This is a genomic window from Mucilaginibacter sp. (assembly GCF_965200995.1).
Taxonomy (GTDB): domain Bacteria; phylum Bacteroidota; class Bacteroidia; order Sphingobacteriales; family Sphingobacteriaceae; genus Mucilaginibacter.
Genome location: NZ_OZ241743.1, coordinates 1,623,729 through 1,648,781, shown reverse-complemented (window position 1 = coordinate 1,648,781; position 25,053 = coordinate 1,623,729). Strand labels below are relative to the sequence as shown.

Annotated in this window: 24 protein-coding genes; 12 read left to right on the top strand and 12 right to left on the bottom strand. The window is 46.0% G+C overall.

Translation table 11 applies throughout. The annotated features are described in order from the left end of the window. The first annotated feature begins 223 nt into the window (after positions 1-223). From ACY652_RS07775 to ACY652_RS07765, 3 genes are all read left to right on the top strand, one after another. A complete protein-coding gene (locus ACY652_RS07775; protein ID WP_462267561.1) occupies positions 224-1,774 on the top strand; it encodes an Rne/Rng family ribonuclease in 1,551 nt (516 codons plus the stop codon). Between the two features lie 254 nt (positions 1,775-2,028). Continuing rightward, positions 2,029-3,450, top strand: a complete 1,422-nt coding sequence (radA, locus tag ACY652_RS07770; protein ID WP_462267559.1) for a DNA repair protein RadA — start codon at positions 2,029-2,031, stop codon at positions 3,448-3,450. Positions 3,451-3,631: 181 nt separating this feature from the next. Further along, the gene (locus ACY652_RS07765; protein WP_462267557.1) at positions 3,632-4,021 is read left to right on the top strand and encodes a hypothetical protein; all 390 of its coding nucleotides are present in this window, start codon (positions 3,632-3,634) and stop codon (positions 4,019-4,021) included. 80 nt (positions 4,022-4,101) lie between these two features. Here ACY652_RS07765 and ACY652_RS07760 read toward each other — a convergent pair whose 3' ends face one another. Then, positions 4,102-5,112 carry a dipeptide epimerase gene (locus tag ACY652_RS07760; RefSeq protein ID WP_462267555.1) on the bottom strand — a complete coding sequence of 337 codons (1,011 nt, stop codon included), beginning with the start codon at positions 5,110-5,112 and terminating at the stop codon, positions 4,102-4,104. A 55-nt stretch (positions 5,113-5,167) separates the two neighbouring features. Between ACY652_RS07760 and ACY652_RS07755 the strand changes: the two genes are divergently transcribed. From ACY652_RS07755 to ACY652_RS07745, 3 genes are all read left to right on the top strand, one after another. Next, positions 5,168-6,157 carry a hypothetical protein gene (locus ACY652_RS07755; RefSeq protein ID WP_462267553.1) on the top strand — a complete coding sequence of 330 codons (990 nt, stop codon included), beginning with the start codon at positions 5,168-5,170 and terminating at the stop codon, positions 6,155-6,157. 105 nt (positions 6,158-6,262) lie between these two features. Next, positions 6,263-8,641 carry a DUF2339 domain-containing protein gene (locus tag ACY652_RS07750; RefSeq protein ID WP_462267551.1) on the top strand — a complete coding sequence of 793 codons (2,379 nt, stop codon included), beginning with the start codon at positions 6,263-6,265 and terminating at the stop codon, positions 8,639-8,641. Further along, entirely contained in the window at positions 8,613-9,818 is a 1,206-nt protein-coding gene (locus ACY652_RS07745) for a hypothetical protein (RefSeq protein WP_462267549.1), read from the top strand. The genes ACY652_RS07750 and ACY652_RS07745 overlap by 29 nt, the downstream gene beginning before the upstream one ends. Positions 9,819-9,927: 109 nt before the next feature. Here ACY652_RS07745 and ACY652_RS07740 read toward each other — a convergent pair whose 3' ends face one another. The 7 genes from ACY652_RS07740 to ACY652_RS07710 all read right to left on the bottom strand — a co-directional run bounded on the left by ACY652_RS07740 (position 9,928) and on the right by ACY652_RS07710 (position 16,712). Beyond that, positions 9,928-10,500, bottom strand: coding sequence for a 5-formyltetrahydrofolate cyclo-ligase (locus ACY652_RS07740; RefSeq protein ID WP_462267547.1), 573 nt, complete (start codon positions 10,498-10,500; stop codon positions 9,928-9,930). A gap of 308 nt (positions 10,501-10,808) precedes the next feature. Then, on the bottom strand, positions 10,809-11,372 hold the full coding sequence (efp, locus tag ACY652_RS07735; RefSeq protein WP_462267545.1) for an elongation factor P: 564 nt from the start codon (positions 11,370-11,372) through the stop codon (positions 10,809-10,811). A 60-nt stretch (positions 11,373-11,432) separates the two neighbouring features. Then, positions 11,433-12,077 carry an ABC transporter ATP-binding protein gene (locus ACY652_RS07730; protein ID WP_462268232.1) on the bottom strand — a complete coding sequence of 215 codons (645 nt, stop codon included), beginning with the start codon at positions 12,075-12,077 and terminating at the stop codon, positions 11,433-11,435. An 85-nt stretch (positions 12,078-12,162) separates the two neighbouring features. Further along, positions 12,163-12,945, bottom strand: a complete 783-nt coding sequence (lpxA, locus tag ACY652_RS07725) for an acyl-ACP--UDP-N-acetylglucosamine O-acyltransferase (protein ID WP_462267543.1) — start codon at positions 12,943-12,945, stop codon at positions 12,163-12,165. Next, positions 12,942-14,348 (bottom strand): bifunctional UDP-3-O-[3-hydroxymyristoyl] N-acetylglucosamine deacetylase/3-hydroxyacyl-ACP dehydratase, encoded by a 1,407-nt coding sequence (locus ACY652_RS07720; protein WP_462267541.1) that lies wholly within the window; start codon positions 14,346-14,348, stop codon positions 12,942-12,944. Before ACY652_RS07720 ends, lpxA begins: the two co-directional genes overlap by 4 nt. A gap of 27 nt (positions 14,349-14,375) precedes the next feature. Then, complete coding sequence (lpxD, locus tag ACY652_RS07715) at positions 14,376-15,425, bottom strand: UDP-3-O-(3-hydroxymyristoyl)glucosamine N-acyltransferase (protein WP_462267539.1); 1,050 nt, start codon at positions 15,423-15,425, stop codon at positions 14,376-14,378. A gap of 60 nt (positions 15,426-15,485) precedes the next feature. Continuing rightward, entirely contained in the window at positions 15,486-16,712 is a 1,227-nt protein-coding gene (locus tag ACY652_RS07710) for an HD domain-containing protein (protein ID WP_462267537.1), read from the bottom strand. Between the two features lie 140 nt (positions 16,713-16,852). On the opposite strand from ACY652_RS07710, the gene porX reads away from it, so the two are divergent. From porX to ACY652_RS07680, 6 genes are all read left to right on the top strand, one after another. Next, positions 16,853-18,403, top strand: coding sequence for a T9SS response regulator signal transducer PorX (gene porX, locus ACY652_RS07705; RefSeq protein ID WP_462267535.1), 1,551 nt, complete (start codon positions 16,853-16,855; stop codon positions 18,401-18,403). Positions 18,404-18,429: 26 nt separating this feature from the next. Further along, positions 18,430-18,594 carry a hypothetical protein gene (locus tag ACY652_RS07700; RefSeq protein WP_462267533.1) on the top strand — a complete coding sequence of 55 codons (165 nt, stop codon included), beginning with the start codon at positions 18,430-18,432 and terminating at the stop codon, positions 18,592-18,594. Next, a complete protein-coding gene (locus ACY652_RS07695) occupies positions 18,581-18,961 on the top strand; it encodes a type II toxin-antitoxin system VapC family toxin (protein ID WP_462267531.1) in 381 nt (126 codons plus the stop codon). The genes ACY652_RS07700 and ACY652_RS07695 overlap by 14 nt, the downstream gene beginning before the upstream one ends. Beyond that, positions 18,951-19,361, top strand: a complete 411-nt coding sequence (tsaE, locus tag ACY652_RS07690; RefSeq protein WP_462267529.1) for a tRNA (adenosine(37)-N6)-threonylcarbamoyltransferase complex ATPase subunit type 1 TsaE — start codon at positions 18,951-18,953, stop codon at positions 19,359-19,361. The genes ACY652_RS07695 and tsaE overlap by 11 nt, the downstream gene beginning before the upstream one ends. A gap of 53 nt (positions 19,362-19,414) precedes the next feature. Beyond that, a complete protein-coding gene (locus ACY652_RS07685) occupies positions 19,415-20,641 on the top strand; it encodes an alanine dehydrogenase (RefSeq protein ID WP_462267527.1) in 1,227 nt (408 codons plus the stop codon). A 135-nt stretch (positions 20,642-20,776) separates the two neighbouring features. Beyond that, positions 20,777-21,778: a YihY/virulence factor BrkB family protein gene (locus ACY652_RS07680; RefSeq protein ID WP_462267525.1), complete on the top strand. Its 1,002-nt coding sequence runs from the start codon at positions 20,777-20,779 to the stop codon at positions 21,776-21,778. 25 nt (positions 21,779-21,803) lie between these two features. Here ACY652_RS07680 and ACY652_RS07675 read toward each other — a convergent pair whose 3' ends face one another. The 4 genes from ACY652_RS07675 to ACY652_RS07660 all read right to left on the bottom strand — a co-directional run bounded on the left by ACY652_RS07675 (position 21,804) and on the right by ACY652_RS07660 (position 24,996). Then, positions 21,804-22,208, bottom strand: a complete 405-nt coding sequence (locus ACY652_RS07675) for a hypothetical protein (RefSeq protein WP_462267523.1) — start codon at positions 22,206-22,208, stop codon at positions 21,804-21,806. 90 nt (positions 22,209-22,298) lie between these two features. Next, positions 22,299-22,646 (bottom strand): winged helix-turn-helix domain-containing protein, encoded by a 348-nt coding sequence (locus tag ACY652_RS07670; protein ID WP_462267521.1) that lies wholly within the window; start codon positions 22,644-22,646, stop codon positions 22,299-22,301. Positions 22,647-22,772: 126 nt separating this feature from the next. Continuing rightward, a complete protein-coding gene (locus ACY652_RS07665) occupies positions 22,773-23,303 on the bottom strand; it encodes a YfiT family bacillithiol transferase (RefSeq protein ID WP_462267519.1) in 531 nt (176 codons plus the stop codon). Positions 23,304-23,322: 19 nt separating this feature from the next. Beyond that, positions 23,323-24,996: an amidase gene (locus ACY652_RS07660; protein WP_462267517.1), complete on the bottom strand. Its 1,674-nt coding sequence runs from the start codon at positions 24,994-24,996 to the stop codon at positions 23,323-23,325. Positions 24,997-25,053: the final 57 nt, after the last annotated feature.

The window sequence follows — 25,053 nt, the reverse complement described above, 5'->3', positions numbered from 1 at the left end:
AAAATTAAAAACTTATGCCAAGCGGAAAGAAACGTAAAAGACATAAAATGGCTACCCACAAGCGCAAAAAACGTTTAAGAAAAAATCGTCATAAGAAAAAATAAGCCGGCCCTGCCGGTTAACCCATTGTTTGCCCCAAGGCAGGCAATGGGTATATTTTTTACTTATCTCTTTTCTTTATTCGAGGCAGCCCGAATGGCTGCCTTATAACATGGAGTAGCAGTTGATAAAAGAATTAATTATCGATTCATCCCCCAATGGGGCTACTATTGCTTTATTGCAGGATAAGCAACTCGTTGAACTTCATAAAGAGCAGGTTTCCAATAATTATACCGTTGGGGATATTTACCTGGGCAAGGTTAAAAAAATTATGCCCGGGCTTAATGCTGCCTTTATTGATGTAGGCTACGAGAAGGATGCTTTTTTGCATTATTTAGACCTGGGGCCACAGGTGCAGAGCCTGCTGAAGTTAACCAAGCAGGTGCGTACCGGCGGTTACCAATCTAAACTGCTGGACCAATTTAAACTGGAAGCCGACATTAACAAGTCGGGCAAAATAGCTGATGTACTGAGCAAGGGCCAGCTTTTACCGGTGCAGATTGCCAAGGAACCAATTTCTACCAAAGGCCCGCGCTTAAGTTCCGACCTTTCCATTGCCGGGCGCTATGTGGTGCTGGTGCCGTTTTCGGAAACCATCTCTATCTCCAAAAAGATAAAGAGCAACACCGAGCGCAGCCGTTTACGCAAGGTGATTGAGAGCATTAAGCCTGAGCATTTCGGCGTAATTATCCGTACCGTATCAGAAGGTAAGGGCGTAACTGAAATGCAGAAGGATCTGCTGGACTTAATTGTTAAGTGGGAAACTTTCATGACCAAGATGCCGGCCACCGAACCCTCTAAGAAAATTTTAGGTGAGATTGACCGGACATCTACCCTGCTGCGCGATATTCTGAACCCCGACTTTCAGCACATTTATGTGAACGATAACGGGATTTTTGAGGAAGTGAAATCTTATGTACATGAGATATCGCCCGATCTGGAAAGCATCGTGCGGCTGCACAAGCACCGCGAACCGATATTTGAGCATTACGGCATTGAGAAGCAAATTAAATCGGCCTTTGGCAAAACGGTAAACCTGCCCGGCGGCGCTTACCTGGTAATTGAGCATACGGAAGCGCTGCACGTTATTGACGTGAATAGCGGTAACCGCACGGCCAACAAGGAGAACCAGGAAGATAATGCGCTGATGGTGAACAAGGAGGCAGCACGCGAAATTGCGCGCCAGCTGCGCCTGCGCGATATGGGCGGTATTGTGGTGGTGGATTTCATTGATATGCATAAACCGCAGAACCGCAAGGAACTGTTTGACTGGCTGCGCGAGGAAATGGCGCATGACCGGGCCAAGCATACCATATTGCCGCCCAGCAAGTTCGGTTTGGTGCAGATTACCCGCCAGCGGGTACGCCCCGAAATGAATATTGTAACCAGCGAAGTTTGCCCTGCCTGCCACGGCACCGGCACCATACGGCCTACCATACTGCTTATGGATGATATTGAGAATAACTTCAATTACATCCTCACCGAGCAGAATGAGAAGAAGATTACGCTGTGTGTGCATCCCTACATTGAAGGATACATTAAAAAAGGGTTTCTCAGTCAGCAAATGCGGTGGTACTTTAAGTATAACCAGTGGATTAAGGTAAAAAGCAACCCGTCTTACCAGATGACGGAGTTCCATTTCTTTAACTCGAAGGAAGAAGAAATAAAGCTTTAAACCCCTCCCAACCCTCCCCAAAGGGGAGGACTTATAATAAAGCAATAATAGGACGGCACCAGGTGCCGTCTGAATCATAGAAAAGAACAGTTTACAAATTACATACAGCTGATGTTCGGTAACCCCGGGCATCAGCTTTTTTGCTTATATTTATTACCCCTCCCAACCCGAGGGGGAGGGCTTTTGTATAAATGAATTATAAACTAATATAGACTTTTTAACCCTCCCCCCGGGAGGGTTGGGAGGGGTAAATTATGGCTAAAACTAAAACATCATATTTCTGCCAGCATTGCGGCTTCGAGTCACCTAAATGGCTGGGCAAATGCCCGGCCTGCCAGCAATGGAACACCTTTGTAGAGGAAGTAATTGAAAAATCAAATGCCGCCATACCCGACTGGAAGGCTACGGGTTCTACCACGCAGCAACGGGCCAACAAGGCGGTGCAGGTTTCCAACATTCAGTACAGCGAGGAGCACCGCATCATTACGCCCGACCAGGAACTGAACCGGGTATTAGGCGGTGGTATTGTATCCGGCTCACTGGTATTGATTGGCGGCGAGCCGGGCATTGGTAAATCTACCCTGATGCTGCAGGTGGCTTTGAGCATGCCGAATATGAAGGTGCTGTATATCAGTGGTGAGGAAAGCGACCGCCAGATTAAGATGCGGGCCGAGCGCCTTACACCATACCTTAAAGGCAAGGGCATCAACGGGCAGGAATGCTTTATTCTGACCGAAACTTTTACCCAGAATATTTTTAAGCAGATCGAAGTCATCCAGCCGGATCTGGTGGTGGTGGATTCTATTCAGACTTTGTATTCGGCACATATTGAATCTACGCCGGGCAGTGTATCGCAGGTGCGCGAGTGTACCGCCGAGCTGCTGCGCTTTGCTAAAGAGAGTTCTACGCCGGTATTCCTGATCGGCCATATCACCAAAGACGGCTCTATTGCCGGGCCAAAAATTTTAGAGCACATGGTAGATACGGTATTGCAGTTTGAGGGCGACCAGCACCATGTGTACCGCATTTTGCGCGCTAATAAAAACCGTTTTGGCTCAGCCTCAGAATTGGGTATTTACGAAATGCTGGGGGCGGGCTTGCGGGAAGTTTCTAATCCCTCCGAAATCTTACTGTCACAACGTGATGAAGCCCTGAGCGGGGTAACCATCAGCGCTACGCTGGAGGGCCTGCGGCCTATGCTGATTGAAACACAGGCGCTGGTGAGCACATCGGCATACGGTACGCCCCAGCGTTCGGCCACGGGCTTTGATACACGCCGTATGAATATGCTGCTGGCTGTGTTAGAGAAACGCTGCGGCTTTCGGCTATCGAGCCAGGATGTGTTCCTGAATATCACCGGCGGCATTAAGGTAGAAGACCCGGCCATCGATTTGGGTTTGGCAGTAGCTATTGTTTCCTCCAATCAGGATATTGCTATCCCTTCTAAAACCTGCTTCGCCGGCGAATTAGGCCTGTCGGGCGAAATACGTGCTGTAAACCGCGTAGAGCAGCGCATTGCTGAAGCGCAGAAGTTAGGCTTTGAGCAGATATTTATTTCCAAATACAACCTACCCAGCGGCAAAAAGGACAAGGCACAGATGGACCTGTCGCGTTTCAATATTGAAATTAAAACGGTGGGGCGGATTGAGGAAGTTTTCGGGCTGCTGTTTGGGTAACGACCAATTACTGTCATTCTGAGCGCCAGCGAAGAACCTGTACGCTTTGCTCTGCTGTTATACAGTTTCTTCGCTGACGATCGGAATGACACCTTATAATTTTACTATCTGTAACAAAATATTTAAATTGCAGCACATAAACCTTTAACAACCCTTTTCAATCCAAACCAAAAACAACACAATGAAAAAATTACTGATGATGCTGGCCTTTGTTGCCGGCTTCGGCCTGTTGGCTAACGCACAAACTAAAACCCCATTAACCGACCAGCAAAAGGCAGACCGCGCTACCAAAACCTTGCAAAAGCAACTGAACCTGACCGCCGACCAGGCCACCAAGGTAAATGCCATTTATACCTCTCGTGCGGTACAATTGGACAGCGTAAAGATGCATCCGGGCGTAAAGGGCAACGGCAAAAAGAAAAAAACTATTGCTGAGGATACGCAGGCAAAAATTAATGCCGTGCTTACCCCTGCCCAGCAGCAGCAATTTGCGCAGTGGAAAGACATGAAAAAGCAAAAAATGCAGGCGAATCGTAAAATGAAGAAAGATAGTACAGCAACAAAAATGTAATTACTGTAGAGTATTTGAACTAAAACAGCGCCGTGTTAATTAAAAGCACCGGCGCTGTTTTAGTTTACATGCGTTTGCAATTAAAGTGAGAGGCCTAGTCCAGGCGCATCATTTAATACATATCTACCATCTTTAAATGCAGGGGCGGCAAACGGGTTGTTGCTGGTTAAAAAAGGCCCGTCCAGATCGGCCCAGTCGCATTGCGGGGCCAGGGCTGCTGCGGCAAGGGTAGCGCAACTGGTTTCGCTCATGCAGCCGATGAGTACTTTTAATCCCAGTTTACGGGCTTTTATAATCATCTGTTGTGCCTCATATATCCCGGCCGATTTCATCAGCTTTACATTGATGCCATGATATACGCCTGCCACCTTTTCCACATCGGGCAGGCGCTGCACGGCTTCATCGCCAATGATGGGGATGGGGCTGCGTTCGGTAAGCCAGGCATTGCCGTCCACATCCGTTTTCGGCATGGGCTGCTCAATCAGTTGCACACCCTGCTCCTGCAGCCAGTAAATCAGGTCGAGGCTTTGCTCACGGTCCGTCCAGCCTTGGTTGGCATCCACATATAGCGGCACTTCGGTAAGGCTGCGAATAGTGGTAATTAATTGCTTGTCGTTATCGCTGCCCAGCTTCACTTTGATGAATTTAAACCCTTCGGCTTCGCTTACTTTTTGGGCCAGCACATCAGGTGTATCAATACCCAAGGTAATACTGGTTGCCGGCATCAGGGCCGGGTTGCTGCCCAGTAACTGCCAGCAGGGCTGTTGCCGCAGTTTGCCTTCTAAGTCATGCAAGGCAATATCAATAGCCGCCTTAATAGCCGGGTTACCGGGTGCCAGGCTGTCTAAGTAAGCTATAATTTCAGGGTAGTTGAACGGATAGGTAAACCGGCTAACATCTACCTGGTTCAAAAACGCGGTAGCTATTTCCACGCTTTCGCCCATATAAGGCACCATCGAAGCCTCGCCATACCCGGTGTACCTTTCGTGCTCCAGTTGCAGCAACATGAGTGGTGTAGCCGTACGCGAAAACTTAGCGATGGTAAAGCGGTGCTTCAGCTGCAGCTCGAAGGGGCGGTACGTCAGTTTCATGTTAAAAATCAAAGCTAAAAATTAAACGGTTAAAAGCTGTGTATCTTTGCGGCCCATGTCGGCACAACTTTATCAACCGTTCGAGCAGTTTAATTTTGGCAACCGCAGCTGCTTCTTAACCGGTGAACCCCTTAACTCCGAAGAAGAAAAGATACAGGTTTTCCCGGCCTGGCTGATGGCCCGTTACCAGCTGGAGGATAAGATGATCAAGCTGCTGGACCAGAACTATGTGGGCTACAAGGATCTGAAGCTGCCTTGCGCCGCAGCAACAAACGAAAGCTTTATTGCACCGCTGGAAACCGAAGTGGCTGCTGCCTTTGAGCATGGTTACGAAGCGGTGAAGCAACTGGACGAGATTAAGTTGTTTCAATGGGCGGGTAAGTTGCTGTACGGCATTATTTTTAATGAGATGCAGGCCGGTATACGGCAGCAGCATGCCATGGGCGAAAGCTTTCACCTGAGTCAGGCATTGCGGCATAAGTTTGGCAACCTGCACCTCATGCTGCAGAGCCTCAATCTGCCACTGCAATTCGATGGGTTTAAGCCTTATAGCCTGCTGCTGTTTAAGGTGAACAATGCGGAAAATGAGTTTAGCTACCGCGATGAGATCAACACGCTTACGTTTTGCATCCGGTTAAATGATTTCGGCTTAATATTGTGCTTGCAGGATAATGGCACCAACCGTTTCTACCACGGAGATGTACTGCAAAAGCTGGAGGGGAAAACCCTGCATCCTATACAATTTGAAGAAGTTTGCGCCCGCCTTTTCTACTCGGCTTACCTTTTTAACCGCCTGCCCGAATACCAGGTGCTGCCCCTGCCCGATGTAATTGACATTGAGGCTATGCCCCTGCGCGGCAACCACCAAAAGCCTCCGTTTGATGACTGGCAGGAAAAAACCTATGGACAAGTGCTGGAAAGCTTCTGGAAAAAATGGGGCTTCCTGCTGTTCGAAATTATTAAAGACCCGGAGCATCCCATGAGTTTTCTGCTAAATGAAGAAGGCAATTTTGTTGAGGCATATACCATTGAGCTTCCGTTATAAATAAAGATGTCATCTTTACACCAGAGAAGAACCTGTACCACATAGTGCCGGGTATATAGCTGTTTTGTAAAAATATCCTATATATTTACTGCTTAACCTTTTCCTATGGAGTTTTTACTGATTTTACTTCTGCTGGTGATCATTTACCTGCTGGTTAGATACAAGGGTAGTTATGATACGAAGATAGAACGCTTGGATATAAGGCTGCAGGAACTACACCGGTTGCTGAAACAAAGCCTCGAAAACCGCCCGGCGGCAGAAACTGCCCGCCCGGAAGTAAAGCAGCCGCCTAAACCCGCAGAGCCTGCGCCTTTACCCAAACCAGCAACGGCGCCACCTTTACCGCGCCCGGCCGAACCTGTACCGGCGGAGCGGCAAAAAGAAGTGATCAACGGGCCTTCGCAGCCGGTAAGGTTACCTGTAAGACCACCTTACCACCCGCCTGTACCCAAGCCTCGTACACCCCGTCCGTCTTTTTTTGAACGGCATCCTGATTTGGAAAAATTTATCGGCGAGAATTTGGTGAACAAAATCGGTATTGCCATTCTGGTGCTGGCCATCGGCTTTTTTGTAAAATACGCCATTGATAATGACTGGGTGGGCCCGGTAGGCCGCGTGGGCATTGGGGTGCTATGCGGCGCTATCCTTATTGGCATAGCACATCGTTTGCGCAGCAGCTATAAGGCCTTTAGTTCGGTGCTGGTAGGCGGCGGGCTTGCGGTGTTATATTTTACCATTACGCTGGCTTATCACCAGTTTCATCTGTTCAACCAAACCGCCTCTTTTATTATCCTGATTGTAATTACCATTTTTGCGGTAGTGCTTTCCCTGCTGTATGACAGGCAAGAACTGGCGGTAATTGCCCTGGTGGGCGGTTTAAGCAGTCCGTTCATGGTAAGTAGCGGGCATGCCAATTACAATGCCTTATTTATCTATATTATTATATTAAATGCCGGTTTGCTGGCCATTGCTTACTTTAAGTTATGGCGCATCCTCAATATATCGGCCTTTGCACTTACGGTACTTATCTGCACAGCCATTATAGCTATACTTCCGCCCAATGCTTATGTGTTGGGTTTCTGGTATTGCAGTGTACTGTACCTGTTATTTTTCACTACCAACGTGGCCAATAATGTAAAGGAAAACAAGGCATTTGTTGCGGTCGACTTCAGCATACTGCTCATCAATACTTCGCTTTATTTTGCAGCAGGCCTGTACCTGCTTACGGCCATGCACCAGGGAGGCTTGCGGGGGGTGTTTTCGGCCAGCCTGGCAGTACTAAACCTGATACTGTCATTCGTGCTGTTCAAAATAAAAAAGGCAGATACCAATATACTGTATCTGCTGATTGGCATTACCTTAACCTTCATCTCGCTTACGGCTCCCATACAGCTTCACGGGCATTATGTCACTATGTTTTGGGCTGCCGAAGCCGTGCTGTTATACTGGCTCTACCTCAAATCGGGCATACAGCTAATGAAGCTAACCGCCCTTATTGTATGGGCTATGATGCTTCTGAGTTTGTTTATAGATTGGCAACAACTTTACAGTTCGCCAGCATTAACCCTAACTATAATAGCCAATAAAGGCTTTATCACTACGCTAATGGCGGCTTTAAGCTCCTATTTGCTCTACCTTCTTATCAGTAAGGATGAATCGGGAAGCCTTTACGGCATAAAGATAAAAAAACGCATATACCAATATACCGCATTTGTACTTCTCTTTTTGAGCGGCTATCTGGAAATTAATCATCAGTTTTTAAACCACTACCCTGATACCGCATTAAATGCGCTGTACCTGATGCTGTACATACCGGCTTTCATTTATATCTTTTGCATGGTTCTCCGCAAGATTACGGCAATAAAGCTACCTCCCCTTATAAACTTAATTTTACCGGCGCTTGCTGTTATTATCTACCTGCTGGTTAGCCCGTCATTTTTTGATGCGCAATACCGTATATTGGTACTGCACATGGCACAGCCGGCACACTTTATAGCTCATTGGGCAAGTGTTGTTATAGCAGGAATGCTGTTTTACCAGCTGATACAGGCAGCAAGGCAGCAATTGCCGGAAAGATTAGTGAAGATAGCCAGCTGGGTAATTGCCGCGGCCATTGTTTTGTTCCTGAGCCTGGAAGTTTCTTTGGCCAGTAACATGCTGTTTTATACCCCGCAGCACTCACTGGACCGTATTACTACTGTTTACATCAAAACCGGCCTGCCGGTATTATGGGGCCTGCTGTCCTTCGCGCTGATGTGGCTGGGTATGCGTTATAAGGTAAGTACACTACGCATTATTTCGCTAACCCTTTTTTCGATTACGCTGATCAAGCTTTTCCTGTTCGATATCCGCAACATTCCGCCGGCAGGCAAAATAGCCGCCTTCTTTTGCCTGGGCGTATTGCTGCTTATTGTTTCTTTTATGTATCAAAAGGTTAAAAAAATTATTGCAGAAGATGAAGCTACGCCTGAAAGCAAAAATTAGCGCTTTGCTGCTGTTGGCTTGTACACCGGCACTGGCACAGCAGCAATTTAAATACAAAGCGGCGGTGCAGCAGGTAGATTCGGGCCGGTTCTACAGCATTGCCCTGCAGCCTGATTTAACTGCAAAGTGCCAGCCCGGCCTGGCAGATATCAGGTTAATGGATGAGCACAGCAATGCAGTGCCTTACCTGCCGGGTAATGCGTTACCAGTACGGGCGCAAAGCAGTTACCGGCAGCTGCCAGAGGTACGCATGGCGGCATCAGCAGATTCACTGCTCTTTTATATCGCAGAAAACAAGACCGGGTCAGGCATCAATCAGCTATGGCTTACCCTGCAAAACACGGCCGTAAACCGCACAGTAAATGTATTAGGAGGCGACGATTTGCAGCACTGGTTTGCGGTTAAGGAACAGATTACTTTACAGCAAACCGCATCTAACCAAAATGGAACTTTTGAAGCGTTGCTGGCCTTTCCGGTAAGTACCTACCGGTATTTTAAGATACAGGTAAATAACCGCACCCTTGCCCCTGTACGTATCCTGAAGGCCGGTGTTTACCTGCAGCAGCGAGCATTAACAGATTATGTGCCGGTGCCTGTGGTTAAATTTACAACTACACGCAAGGCAGACCGTAGCCTGATTGACATTGTTTTCAGGGATGCCTATCGTATTAACAAACTGCATTTACAGTTCGAGGGCACCAAGTACTACCGGCGCCAGCTACAGATTTACAGCATCAGCGGCAAAACCCGTGAATGGTTACAGGATACGTTCATTAGTCCGGCTAATAATGGAGATTTGTATATTTCGGCCAAAACAAAACGGCTACAGTTGATTATGCTGAATGAAGACAATCCGCCGTTAGGGTTAAAATCTGTTCTGGCTTATCAAGTACAGCAATCGCTTGTTGCCTATCTGGAAAAACAACACCATTATACCTTATATTTTGGCGATGGCAAAGCAACCACGCCACGGTATGACTTGCAGTTTTTTGCCGACAGTATTAATCGCCGGTTGCAGGTAGTAGGGCACGGGCCGGTACTTTTGTTGCCGTATGCTAAAAGCATCAGGCCATCAGGTACTGTACCTGCTTGGGTATTATGGATTGCAGGCGGCATAGCCTTACTGCTCTTGCTCACGCTTACCCTGAAAATGACGAAAGAGATAGGGAAAAGGTAGTTATGATATTAGTTAGGGTTGCCACGTACTGCTAACAGCGTTTGCATTAACTGGATGCGAATATATACCAACCATCACTTGTTAAGATGTACTGGTTCCAAAAGGCAGGCTAATTGAAGTACAATATCTTATCGGGCACAATACAACTGTGCAGCGGTACATCAAACTCATGCAGATCATCAATCTTTTCTACCGGTTCAAAAAAAGACAGCCCCATCAGGTGCACCTCCGGGCGGCAACGGGCAATGAAGCGGTCATAAAAGCCTTTACCGTAGCCTGCGCGGTAGCCTTGCTGATCAACAGCTAACAGTGGAACTACAATTAAGTCTATTAACTGATTATTGATTAAGGTACCTTCCAATGGTTCAGTGATGCCAAAGTCATTTACTACAAGTTGTAAATGCTCATCATCAGCGTAGCTTTGCATGATATAAGAAGTAAAATCAGCTTTGGGGAATACGCGTTTGATGTGCGGATGCTGCTCCTTCAACCAATTTCGAATGAGCAGTGTGTTGGGTTCTTTACGTTCCAGCACCGGTAGAAACAGGTGAATGCAGTTGATACCGGTTAAATCCACCTGTTGAAACTGCCGCAGCAATTGCTGGCTGAGGGCATCGTACTCCGTTAAAGTGAGCTGTTGCCGGAGGGTAGTAAAATGCTTACGTAATTGCTGCTTGGTCATTTCACTTTAAAAACAAATGTCATCCTGAGCGATAGCGAAGGAACTGTAAAGCTGGTTATCTACCGCACAAATCCTTCGCTATCGCGGCATTTAATTATATAGCCGTTCTAAGCAAAGGTTAAATTTTTTGTAAAAAGCATTGTATATAAAGGCAGCGCGCCATTGCGAGGAACGAAGCAATCACTGATAGGCATGGCCGCTGTGTAAGTCAGTGATTGCTTCGTTCCTCGCAATGACGTGTTGTGGATATCTTTGCGATTAAATGCCGCTTCGATCAGGATGACAAACAATATGTGTAGTGTAAAGAATTATCCCTTTACCCGCTCCACATAAGCGCCGGTTTCGGTATCTACCTTTACCTTATCTCCAATATTGATAAATAATGGTACCTTAATTTCGGCGCCGGTTTCAACGGTAGCATTTTTCAAAGCATTGGTTGAAGTATTGCCAGCCACGGCAGGCTCGGTATAAGTAATTTCCAGTTCGGCAGAGGCCGGAGCTTTGCCCATAATGGGTTCGTCGCTTTCGAAGGCTACAATTACATTGGCACCTTCTTTTAAAAATTTAACGCCGTTGCCAAAAAGGAATTTAGGTACATTAAACTGGTCATAAGTAGTGTTATCCATAATCACCAGGTCGTTGCCATCTTCGTACAGGTACTGGTAATCATTGGTTTCTACACGGGCAATGTTTACTTCCTCATCGGTACGGAAACGGTATTCTACCAGTTTGCCGGACTTTACGTTGCGCATGCGCGCCTGGTAAAATGCACGCAGGTTGCCCGGCGTGCGGTGTATAAACTCTTCAACCTGAACCAGCTCGCCATTGAACCGCAGGATGTTTCCGTTCTTTATTTCTGATGCTTTAGACATAATAATTAATGTGAGTGCAAACTTAGCCACTTCAAGGCAAACAAACAAGCTGTTAAGTACTTAGCGTGCGGCAGGCCGCGGTTTGTAATCGGTAATGTGCAGGCGGTGCCGGCAAAAGCTGTATTCGTGCTCCTGATTAGACCCAACCACAGTAAGGCGGCCTGCGGCAAAGTTTTCAACCAAACTGTAATACCATTCTATGCCCTGATTATCGAGGTTGGAGGTAGGTTCATCCAGCATAAGCAGCGGCGTATCGGCGCAAAAAGCCAAAGCCAGCTTAAGGCGTTGCTTCATGCCCGAAGAAAAATAACGGATAGCTTTGTTGCGGCTGGCCTGTAAACCCAAGAGTTCAATAATACTGCCTTTGGTTATACCGGAGTACAAAGCCTTAAACTGGAAATGAAAATCGATCATCTCCGTTAAGGTAAACTCCTCAATTAATTCTAAATAAGGTGCGGCCATGCTCAGGTATTGATATACATCCTCCACTTCCAGCGGCTGCTGGTTAAAGGTATAGGTAAGCTGACCTGCCGACGGCGAAAGACTGCCGTTGAGTACTTGTAACAGCGTAGATTTACCCGACCCATTAGGCCCCAGCACCGCATAGCTTTCGCCCGGCAAAAAGATGTAATCTATTCCCCTGAAAATCCAGTCGCGGTTGTAGCGGCGGCCAATATTTTGCAGGGAGATGGAAAGTTGGTTCATCGGTTCAGTAGTCATTAGTTCATTGAGGCATTAGTTAAATTATACTTACCAATGAACTAATGACTACTAAACCAATGAACCAAAATTAATTACCCCCAAATCCCTTCATGATACCACGCTGCGAGCCCTGCACAAAATTGAGGATTTCATCTCGCACTTCGGTGGGTTTAAAGTCGGTTTCAATGATGTTCATGGCTTTGGTTACGTTGTTATTCTTTACAAACAACACGCGGTAAATATCCTGTATCTCGTTGATCTTTTCATCAGAGATACCGCGGCGACGCAGACCTACCGAATTAATGCCGGCGTAGGAAAGCGGTTCGCGGGCGGCCTTGATATAGGGCGGCACATCCTTACGCACCAATGAACCACCAGTGATAAAGGCATGTGAACCTATTTTGCAAAACTGATGAATAGCTACCATGCCCGCCAGTACCACATAATCACCCACCGTGATGTGGCCGGCCAGTGTAGTATTATTGGAAAATATGCAGTAATCACCTATTACACAATCATGCGCAACGTGGCAGTAAGCCATAATGAGGCAGTTACGGCCAATTTCAGTTTTCCATCGGTCTTGCGTGCCCCGGTTAATGGTTACACACTCGCGTATGGTGGTATTATCACCTATAATAGTTACTGTATTTTCGCCTTTAAATTTTAAATCCTGCGGGATGGCTGAAATTACCGCACCCGGAAAGATGCGGCAGTTTTTACCGATGCGCGCGCCTTCCATAATAGTTACGTTGGAGCCTATCCAGGTACCCTCGCCAATCTCTACATTTTTATGAATGGTAACAAACGGCTCAATTACTACAGTATCGGCAATCTTAGCTTGCGGATGAATATAGGCTAAGGGCTGGATCATGCTTCTTTTTCTTTATATCTTACAATTTGCGCCATCAGTTCGGCTTCAACCACTATTTTTTCGCCTACCATACCAATGCCTTTCATCTGGGCAATGCCCCGGCGGATAGGCGCTACCAAATCGCATCGGAAAATAAGGGTATCGCCAGGCAATACCTTGTCTTTAAAGCGTGCGTTTTCAATTTTCAGGAACAAGGTAAGGTAATTTTCCGGGTCGGGCACAGTATTCAATACCAAAATGCCACCCGTTTGAGCCATGGCCTCAATTTGAAGCACACCCGGCATTACAGGCGCACCCGGAAAATGTCCTGTAAAAAAAGGCTCATTCATGGTTACACCCTTTACCCCTACCACGTGGGTTTTGGTCAGCTCGATAATCTTATCCACCAATAGCATAGGCGGGCGGTGCGGCAGTATATTCATAATCTGCACCGTATCATACACCGGCTTGGTGTTGGGGTCGTACACCTTAATGTGCTTGCGGCTTCGCTCTTTTTTGATGAGCGATTTAATTTTTTTGGCAAACGCTACGTTAGCGGCATGGCCAGGGCGGGCGGCCATAATATGGCCGCGCAACGGCACACCTACTAAAGCCAGATCACCAATCATATCCAGCAATTTATGGCGGGCAGGCTCATTCTGATGACGCAATTCAATATTGTTCAGTATACCTTGCGGTGCTACCTGTATACCTTCACGGTTAAACAGCTTGGCTAAATGCAAAAGTTCGTCATCGTTCACCTCTTTATCCACCACTACAATGGCGTTGTTTAAATCGCCGCCCTTAATCAGGTTGTGCTTCAGCAGCATTTCCAGCTCATGCAAAAAACAGAAGGTTCGGGAGGAGGCAATTTCTTTTTCAAACTCAGATAAAGTAGAAATACTGGCATGCTGGGTACCCAACACCGCCGAATTATAGTCTACCATGCAGGTAAAGCGGTAATCATCCAGCGGCATGGCTACCATCTCAACTTTACGGTCGGGCTCGGTATAATGTATGTTGTAGGGAATATGATAATACTCACGGTCGGCATCCTGCTCAGTAAAGCCGGTTTTACCTATGGCATCTACAAACGGCATCGAACTGCCATCCATAATCGGCGTTTCAGGGCCGTCCAGGTCAATCAGTACATTATCCAGTTCCAACCCCACCAATGCTGCCAATACGTGCTCTACCGTACTCACACTGGCGCCGTTCTGGGTAAGGGTTGTGCCGCGCGAAGTATCAGTTACATTGTCCACATCAGCGTCAATTACCGGCTGCCCTTCCACATCCACCCTTCTGAATTTGAAGCCGTGGTTTTCGGGGGCAGGGTTAAACGTCATGGTTACACGTTCCCCGGTATGTAATCCGGTTCCCGATACCGATACTGCCGCTTTAATGGTTCTTTGTTTTACATTCATCCTACTTGGTGTTAAGAGCCATACCTGTTATACGTTTTCAGGATGGCTCCGTAACTCTGTTATAATTTTTTCTAATTCTCTGATTTTCTTCTCCAGTTCGGGCAGCCGGTCATGAACTACACTGGAGCGCAAAAAGTTTTGGTAAGGCTGTACTGGTGTGCCGCCCCACTTTTTGTTCGGCTCTTTTATAGAGCTGTTTACCCCCGTTTGCGCCTGCATTTGAGTGCCGTTGGCAACAGTAAGGTGCCCTACAATACCCACCTGGCCGCCAATAATACAATTGCTGCCTATTGTGGAGCTGCCTGCAATACCGGTTTGCGCTGCCATTACCGTATCATGCCCGATGGTTACGTTATGAGCTATCTGTATCAGGTTATCCAATTTAACGCCTTTATGAATAATGGTAGCCCCCATAGTAGCCCGGTCAATGGTAGTATTGGCCCCGATTTCTACATCGTCTTCAATAATTACATTGCCGATCTGAGCAATTTTAGTGTAGCCGCCATTTGGCTTTGGAGCGAACCCAAAGCCATCGCTGCCAATAACTGCGCCGGCATGTACAATAATGTTGCTGCCCAGGGTACAGTCAAAATAGATTTTCACTCCGGCAAACAAGGTTACATTATCGCCAATAATTACATTATCGCCAACGTAAACATTAGGGTAAATTTTGCAGTTGTTCCCCATTGTTACATTTGCGCCAATGTAACTGAATGCCCCAATATAGGCATTGTTTCCTATGGTAGCTGTAGCATCAATATAATGCGGTTCTTCCTGCCCTTTTTTGTCCAGTTTTAACGAACTGTACTTTTCCAGTAATACCGAAAAAGCGCTGTAAGCATTATCTACACGGATTAATGCAGGCAGTACCGGGCCGTTTAATGTCAGGTTGCGGTTTATAATAACCACCGAAGCCTGTGTGGTATACAGGTAATGCTCATACTTGGGATTTGACAGGAAAGAAAGGCAGCCCGGGCGGGCCTCCTCAATTTTTGCCAGATGGCTGATTACTGCCGCAGTATCGCCTTCAACAGTTCCGTTCAGCATTAAGCTTATTTCCTGGGCAGTAAATTGCATCGGGCAAATTTAAAGGTTAAAAATTAAGCAGCAAATTATATATATTAACCTCCATACACTTCAATCGAGGTCTTTGGTATAGCAAAGAATATACTTTTCTACCGTTTTGGCTAAGGCCTCTAAACTGGAGTTATCACTGGCTATGGTAATATCTGTTATGGTTCTGTCTTTCATTAGTATACCGATCTTGGCATCATTTACTTTATAAGCATTATTGCTGATCACGTCTTTAAACACAAAATACTCCGCCTCTTCTGCATTTACGTTATATTTTTTCATGGCCCGGCGGCAAAGCTCGTCCATCAGTATATCATTGGGCCGCTCGTTGGTAATATCTACATGATAGAGCCGCCGCTGCACAAAATTATTACAAAGTATCGATAACACCTTATCTTCACTGCCTGTCCATACTTTTACCGCTGCCATAATATCGGTATCATCCAGGCAGGTAAATTTTTCAATATGATGATCCTCGCTGATAAACTGTTCTCTTGAGATATTTTGTGAGAGGAAATGGTTTAATGCCGGCGTGGCAAAAAGTTTTTGCCCCTGTAAGGATAGCATCCGTGCCCGCTGTAAAATTTTGCCCAGTAACTGCTCGCCCGAGGTAACGGTTTTGTGCAGGTACACCTGCCAGTACATCAGCCGGCGGGCCACCAAAAACTTTTCAACGGAGTAAATGCCTTTTTCTTCCACCACCACGTTATCATCCACTACATTCAGCATTTTAATAATGCGCTCCGAGCTGATAATACCCTCTGATACGCCGGTATAAAAGCTGTCGCGGTTAAGATAATCCAGCCGGTCCATATCCAGCTGGCTGGATACCAGCTGATGCAGGTATCGCTTGGGGTACTCATCCTTGAATATCTCAATCGCCATCGTAAGCCTGCCCCCGAAATAATGGTTCAGCTTATCCATCAGCAGGGCTGAGATATCCTCATGCGATATTCCTTGTACAATGTGCCGCTCTAAAGCATGAGAGAAGGGGCCGTGGCCAATATCGTGCAACAGGATGGCTATTTGCACGGCTTCTTGTTCCTCACTTGTAATGTTCAGCCCCTTATCACACAGCGTTTCAATAGCCAGCCGCATCAGGTACATGGCGCCCAGCGCATGATGGAAACGGGTATGCAGCGCACCGGGATAAACCAGGTGCGTCATGCCCAATTGCTTGATGTATCTCAGGCGCTGAAAGTAAGGGTGTTCGATCAGGTCAAACACCAGATCGGTAGGTACAGTGATGAAGCCGTACACCGGGTCATTGATAATTTTCTTCTTATTCAAGTGTACCTGTAAGTGCTTTGCAAAAATGTTAAATTAATGCAAACCCTGCACTATGCAAGTGTTAATAATTGTTAAGGCGAAAAAGTTTATAACAACAAATGCTATAATAATAGGTTATAACCGAACATATTTGTGCCGACATGCAAGAAACTACGATACTTTGGGCCGATGACGAGATCGACCTTTTAAAGCCCCATATATTACTACTGAACGAAAAAGGTTACAAGGTAAAAACCGTAACCAATGGCATGGATGCCGTAGATGCTTTTAAAAGCAATTATTACGATCTGGTATTTTTAGACGAAAATATGCCCGGCCTTACCGGCCTGGAAACCCTCACCCAAATCAAAGGCATCAATGGCGATGTACCGGTGGTACTGATTACCAAAAATGAGGAGGAGCCGATGATGGAGGACGCCATAGGCTCGCGCATTGATGATTACCTGATCAAGCCTGTAAACCCCAAGCAGGTATTGCTCACCATTAAAAAACTTACGGAGAACAAGCGCCTGGTTACCGAGCGTACCACCATGGCCTACCAGCAGGACTTCAGAACGCTGGGCATGACGTTGAATGACAACCTGAGCCACCAGGAATGGGTTGATGCCTACAAAAAGCTCATTTACTGGGAACTGGAGCTGGAGCGCCTGGAAGATGCCGGGATGCACGAGATTTTAACCATGCAAAAGGCAGAGGCCAATACCCAATTTTGCAAATTTGTAGAAAAGAACTACATCGACTGGATGAAGAACCCGGACAAGGCACCTACCTTTTCGCACCAGTTGTTTAAAAAGAAGGTGTTCCCAAAACTGGAAAGCGGCCCGCTGTTTTTTATCCTGATTGATAACCTGCGGTATGATCAATACCGGATCATCAACTCTATCATTACGGAATATTTCCGGCTGGAAGAAGAAGACACCTATTATAGCATCCTGCCTACCGCTACTCAATATGCCCGTAATGCCATATTTGCCGGTTTAACACCACTGGAAATGGAAAAACGTTTTCCCGGCCTGTGGCAGAATGACGAGGACGAAGGCGGTAAAAACCTGCATGAAGAAACTTTTTTAGGCGACCAGATTAAGCGCAGTTTGCGCAAAGAGTGCAAATACTCCTATCATAAAATATTAAATATAGATGAAGGCCGTTCACTAAATGATTCGGTAAACAACCTGCTGAAAAACGAGCTGAACGTAGTGGTCTACAACTTTGTGGATATGCTGTCGCACGCGCGTACCGATATGCAGATGATACGTGAACTGGCCAGTGATGATGCTGCCTACCGCTCACTTACCCTGTCGTGGTTTGAGCATTCGCCATTGCTGGATTTGCTGAAGTTTTTGGCGCAGAAGCAGGTACGGGTAATTATTACAACCGACCACGGTACTATAAAGGTGAAAAACCCAAGCAAAATTATCGGCGACCGTAATACGAATACCAACCTGCGCTATAAGCAGGGCAAAAATTTAAATTTTACCGCCAAAGAGGTATTCCATATCCGTAACCCGGCCGATGCCCAGCTGCCCCGCCTGCATGTAAGCTCCAGCTTTGTATTTGCCAAAGAGGACAGCTATTTTGTATATCCTAATAACTACAACCATTTCGTAAACCTTTACAACGAAACCTTTCAGCACGGGGGTATTTCATTAGAGGAAATGATTGTACCGATTGCCACTTACGGGCCTAAATAATTCAGGTTAATTTAGTAAGTTTGATTATGGTGATAGAGATAAAAGACAGTGCTGATATCAAGGCTGTCAAAGAAATGCTTGCCAAGCGCAAATCCGTAAAGAAATTTGATGCAAAGAAATTTTGCGGTAAGATTAAATTTGATGAAGATGCATTAGTTATTCAACAGCGGTTGCGTAATGAATGGGACTGAAATATTTATAGATACTAACATTTGTATTTATTTATTAGGGGGCGATGTTAATTTAGCCGATTTGTTAGAGGGGCAAACTGTTTTTATATCTATCATTACCGAAATTGAGTTGTACGCTTCCAAGAATCTTTCATCTGCTGAAATTGAAATTATAGATACCTTCATTCAATCAGTAAACATTGTTGAGCTTGATAAAGATGTTAAGCTTAAAGCTATTGAATTACGAAGAACGGGGTTGCTTAAACTACCTGATAGTATAATTGCTGCTTCTGCAATCAATAAAAATATCCCTATAGTATCAGCAGACAAAGCTTTCGGAAAAATCAGCGATTTAGAAGTTATAGCTTATCGAAAGAATGACCGTTAATTCTCTCCCAGCGCTTCCCCAAGCAGCCACAACAATCCTTGGCCAAGCGGCCAACCAAAAAGTATTCTTGTTTTACGGTGAAATGGGGGCCGGTAAAACCTCGCTCATTAAGGAATTATGCAGCCAATTGGGCGTATTAGAACAGGCCAGCAGCCCTACCTTTTCTATTGTGAATGAGTACCAGGGCAGGCAGGGGAAAGTGTATCACTTCGATTTTTATCGCCTTAAAAATCAGACCGAAGCATTGGATATGGGTTACGAGGAATACTTTTATTCGGGTGATTACTGCTTTGTGGAATGGCCCGAAAAAATACCGGATTTACTGCCCGACCATTTCCTTAAAATAAGCATAGCAGTCGATGCCCGGCAGGCACGGCATATCACCATTGAAAACTTTTAGTTTTAAAATGCGAGGGGAATTGCATAACTTCATCAGCCGGAAAAAGAGCAGACATGAGTTCAGGGTTATATAGCGGTTTTTCAGATGTAGCGAAGCAGGCCATGCTGCAGCCTCAGGAGTCGATGCTGGAAGTAAAGAGCCGTAAAAACAGTTTACAGATTGGCATTCCGCGCGAAATATCTTTTCAGGAGAACCGCATTGCTTTAACCCCGCTATCTGTAGCGCTGCTGGTGAATAACGGCCACCAGGTGATGCTGGAAACCAATGCCGGCCAGGCCGCTAATTTTTCTGATAAGGATTACAGCGAGCAAGGCGCACAAATTGTGTACGACAGCAAATCCGTTTACGAGTCGGACATTGTGATTAAGGTTGCTCCGCCCATGATGCCGGAGATAGAGCTGATGAAGCCGGGGCAAATCCTGATTTCCACACTTCAGATTTCTACCCTGAAAACTGAAAATCTGCAGGCGCTGCTTAATAAAAGAATTACAGCACTTTCTTATGAGCATCTGCGTGATGAGGGCAACATCCTCACCGTAATACGCGCTATGAGTGAAATTGTGGGCGCTACATCAGTATTAATCGCTGCCGAATATTTGAGCAATGTATTTAACGGCAAAGGGCTGATGCTGGGTGGTATAACCGGTGTACCGCCTACCGAGATCGTGATTTTAGGCGCTGGTACCGTAGGCGAACTGGCTGCCCGTACCGCATTGGCACTGGGTGCCGAAGTAAAGGTATTTGACCCCTCAATTTATAAATTGCGCCGCTTACAGAGCAGCATTGGCAACCGGGTGTTTACCTCGGTGATGCAGCCCATTGTGCTGGAAAAAGCCATTACCACCTGCGATGTAGCCATAGGCGCCATGCGCGCCGAAGATGGCCGCAGCCCCTGTATTGTAACTGAGGAAACAGTAAGCCACATGAAGCCCAACTCCGTAATTATTGATGTAAGTATTGATCAGGGCGGCTGTTTTGAAACCTCAAGGGTAACCAATCATGCGCATCCGGTATTCCGCAAGTACGATGTCATTCATTACTGTGTGCCCAACATTGCCTCACGCGTGGCCCGTACAGCCACCTATGCGTTAACTAATATATTTACGCCTATACTGCTGGATATTGGTGAAAAGGGCGGCATTGCTAATGTAATATGGCAAAAAGCCGGTGTACGAAATGCGGTTTATATTTACAATGGCCATTTAACCAATAAGCACCTGGCCGAACGTTTTAATATTCCGTGTAAGGATCTGGATTTACTGGTATTATCAGCGCGGTGATATTTTCAGGTAAACAAATTTTATCTGATTGTGCATTTTGCACTTTTGTAAAACTTTAAGTTGATTTTTGCTGTACTATAGCCAAGTAACTATGGTTAAACAGCTGCCCAACAGTTGTAAAATGGTATCTCCTTTATGAAAAAATATTTCTCGAAAGCTTATTTTAAAGAATTGTGGAAAGTGCTGGTGGCTACTTTTTCAGGCTTCTCTGATGATAATGGTTTAAAATTAAGTGCTTCACTGGCTTATTATACCATTTTTTCTATTGCGCCATTGCTGATTTTAATTATTTCCATGGCGGGATTGGTTTATGGCAATGATGCTGCTTCGGGCCGCTTATACCCGCAAATTGCCCGCTACGTAGGGGCAGAAGCTGCAGCACAAATACAAAGTATCATAGGCCATTTACAACTTTCCGGTAAAAGCGGATTTGCTTTAATTTCGGGTATTGTTACGCTCCTCATTGGTGCCAGCAGTTTGTTTTTAGAAATCCAGGATTCCCTGAATATTATCTGGAAAGTAAAAGCTAAACCTAAAAGGGGCTGGGTAAAAATCTTAACTAACCGCTTTGTTTCATTTTCGCTGATTGGCGGCTTGGGCTTTTTGTTATTGGTTACGCTTTTAGTTAATGTAATAATTACAGCAATAACCGATAAATTGCAGCACTTTTTACCCAGTATAACCATTTGGTTAATTGATGGTATTAACCTGTTTATTTCCTTCCTGGTCATTTCGGTGCTGTTTGGTATTGTATTTAAGGTGCTGCCCGATGCAAAGATTAAATGGAAGGATGTGCGTTCAGGTGCCTTCTTTACCGCTATATTATTCATGTTGGGTCAGTATTTGATTAGCTTGTACCTGCATTACTCTGCTCAGGAGTCTGCCTATGGTGCCGCAGGGTCGCTTATCGTACTTTTGGTATGGATTTATTACACGGCAGCCATATTATACATAGGTGCCGAGTTTACCCAGGTATATGCCGAAGCCAATGGCAGCCATATAGAGCCGGCCCCATATGCGGTGCATGTGAAGCAGGAAGAGGTGGAGGTAACTACCAGCAAGCTGCCGCCTCAAAACCCCGAACTGGTAGGAAATATTAAGAAAGCTAAAGAGGAAGGAATATCTACTTCAAAATAATTCGGAAGTAATATTGGTAATGCTTTTACAGCATCCGTTTACATTTCATCAGCAGGCCGGTTTCATCATATACCAGCATAGCGCCGCTTTTATCAAACGTGTAAATTTCGTTAGGCCTTTCTGTACTGATGTATTTTTGCCCATTGCGCTTTAGCTCCATTGCTGAAGGCGATAGTGGCGGGTTATCGTTTACATCCAGTTTTGTACCGGTAAAGCTAATTACCTGCAGATACGTTTTTTCACCACTGCGCACCATTTGATAAGCAATCTTTTCTCCCTGTTCGGTTTTCAGGGTTTCGTCCAGCCATACACCAATCAAATGCGAGGCCGGCGCATTTGGCTTTTCTTGTACCGCTATTTTAGCAATTGCAGAATCTGGCTTTTTCGTAGTTACAGGTGAGTTTGACGACTGGCAGGCAGTAAGTGCCATAACGCCTGAAAATAAAAGGTAGGACCAACGCATGCGTAAAGGTATAAAGCAGAATTGGATATGCTGCCCTGATTTTGCAAATAAGCAGGTTCAATCTGTTTTAAGTTGTTCACTGCATGCAGCTAAAAACTTCTGAAATTGCTGCTCAATGATTTTGAATTGCTGTATCACCCGCAAGCCATTCTCAGTTACCTCGGCATAGCCGCCGCCTTTGCCGCCCCGGTGCGACATTACTACAGGTTCGTTAAGCCGGGTATTCATATCATCAATCAACTGCCAGGCTTGCCGGTATGACATTTGCATCTGCAATGCAGCCTGGCGGATGGAGCCGCATTGCTGTATGCGTTCTAACAGATCAACCCGCCCCGGCCCTATTAAAGGGCCATCTGAAGATTCAATCCAAATTCTTCCGTTTAATTTGTATTGAGCAGATAACATGGGTATGTGTAGTTAAGTGGTGTGATGAAATTAAAAGTATTCGGCAGCAATCTTTCTGCAAAATACAACACTTAACTTACAATAAGTATAAACACTGTTACAATCAAACGGAAGCAGAAACTGCTGTTACTGCAGCATCTCCCTGCTTTTCTCTGTAATGTGTGCCAAATGATGCTTACCGTGCCAGGCATACTGTGCCAGCAGCCACTTCAAATTAATTGTTCCTAACTCCGGATGCTGAAATGTTTTTGCCCATTCCGGCTCCGTAAAACTCTCGAAAAGCGCTGTCAGGTGCTGGTGTATGCCTTCTAACTGTTTAAAGGATGATTCTACCGGAAGGTGGTAATCGGGCAGGGTAGCCCAGTCGGCTTCTGCATAGGGTTTAATAGTAGGATTAGCTTCGGTAAGTGCGAATTTTATGCGGCACAGGGCATGCATGTGGCTGTCAGCAAGGTGGTGTACTACCTGTTTTAACGTCCAGCCACCGGTGCGGTAAGGCGTGTTTTGCTGGGCATCGGTCAATTTAATAACCGCATTGCGCAGTCGGCCGGGCAGTGTTTTAATTTCTTGTATATATAGTCGCAGATCCTCCTGGGTATAAGAGGCAGGCGGCGTGAAACGGCCTGTGGGGTAGCGTAATTGTTCTTCAGTTTTCATGGGGTCAGTTTAACGATGTTTAAAAATTTAAAGCCGGATGCTTTTTATGAAAATCGGTAGCATCCTGGTATACTTTAGCAGCCTGCAGCAATTTTCCCTCGCCAAACAGTTGTCCCATAAAAGTAATGCTGATGGGATTGCCTTTGGCATTAAAGCCATTGGGCAGCACTACACAGGGGTTGCCGGTAAGGTTGGTAAGCACAAGGTTCGATGTCCAGGTGGGGGTAATGTACAAATCCAGCCCTTTTAGTTTCTCATACCATTGCTGTATCAACATTGTACGGGCACGGTTAGCCTGTATATATTCGGCAGCGGGAATAAACTGGGCGGAGCGGAAGGTATTGGGCCAGGCCGATTTATTTTGCAGTACCATCTGGTCTTCGCGGTGATCTAACAGCAATTCCTGAAAGGCTGCCCCGGCTTCGGCGTTCAAAATAATACGTAATGCACCAATCGGAAACTTTGGATATTCAATGGGCACCAGTTCGGCACCCAGCGCTCTTAGCTTGACCAGGGTAAGCGAATCACTGGTATGCGTATCTGATTTTTGCTTGAAATCGGTTGCCAGGTAGCCTATTTTATAACCTTTCAGGCTTTTAATGGTACCATCATAATTAAAAGGCGCAGCAATGGTACTCAAATCTTGAGGATCAGTACCCTGAATGGCGTTAAACACAATGGCATCATCTTCTACGCTGCGGGTAATGGGGCCTAATTTATCCATGCTCCAGCTTAGGGCCATGGCACAATACTTACTTACGCGCCCGAAGGAAGGCCGCAGGCCGGTATCGCCGCATTCGGTAGATGGCGATACGATAGAGCCCAGTGTTTCGGAGCCAATGGCAAAGGGTACACACCCGGCGCTCACTGCCGAAGCCGAGCCGGCTGATGAACCGCTGCTGCCCCGGGTAATATCCCAGGGGTTTTTAGTTTTGCCGCCAAACCATACATCGCCCTGCGCCAGTTCGCCTAACGTAGTTTTAGCAATCAGTATGGCTCCGGCATTTTCCAGTTTAGTTATTACGGTGGCATCAACATCCAGCTTCTGGTTTTTGTAGGGCACAGCGCCAAAAGTGGTATTATACTCCTTTTGCGCCAGCAAATCCTTTGCGCCGAAGGGGATGCCGTGCAATACGCCTTTGTACCGGCCTGCCTTAATATCGGCATCCGCCTCGCCCGCCTTTTGCAGCGCATGCGCTTCAGTAATGGTAATTACATTAAGCAATTTGGGCTGATACTGCTTTAGCCGGGCAATAAAAAACTTAGTTAACTCTACCGAGCTGATTTGTTTGGTACGTATCAGTTCGGCCAGTTGGGTGATGGTGTAATAGGCCAGTTCATTGCGGTTAGCAGGCAGTTTGAGTTTCTCTGCTCTCGAAAGTTTAAAACCACTTTTTGTGTCGGGGTAGGCAAACCCTACCGGCACCGGGTTAAAATTGAGCGCCGGTACTACGCTGTTGGGCATATTCAGCTTTTGCAGTGCGGTGTAGGAATTATTGTACTGATTTAAGTTGTTCAGCATAGAATCTGCCTGAGCGGCGGTAAAATTCAGGCCGATGATTTTTTCAGCTTCCTGCACCATGCCGGCGGTAATAGGCACATTATTAGTGCTTTTAGTAATAAAAGCGCCCAGTACAAAGCTTAAACTGCTGGCAATGCCGATAGATAAATACTTTTTGGTAGAGATTTTCATGTTATGGGCAAAAGGTTTGCCCTAATTTAGCATTTTAATGCTTGTTTTGCAGTCCGC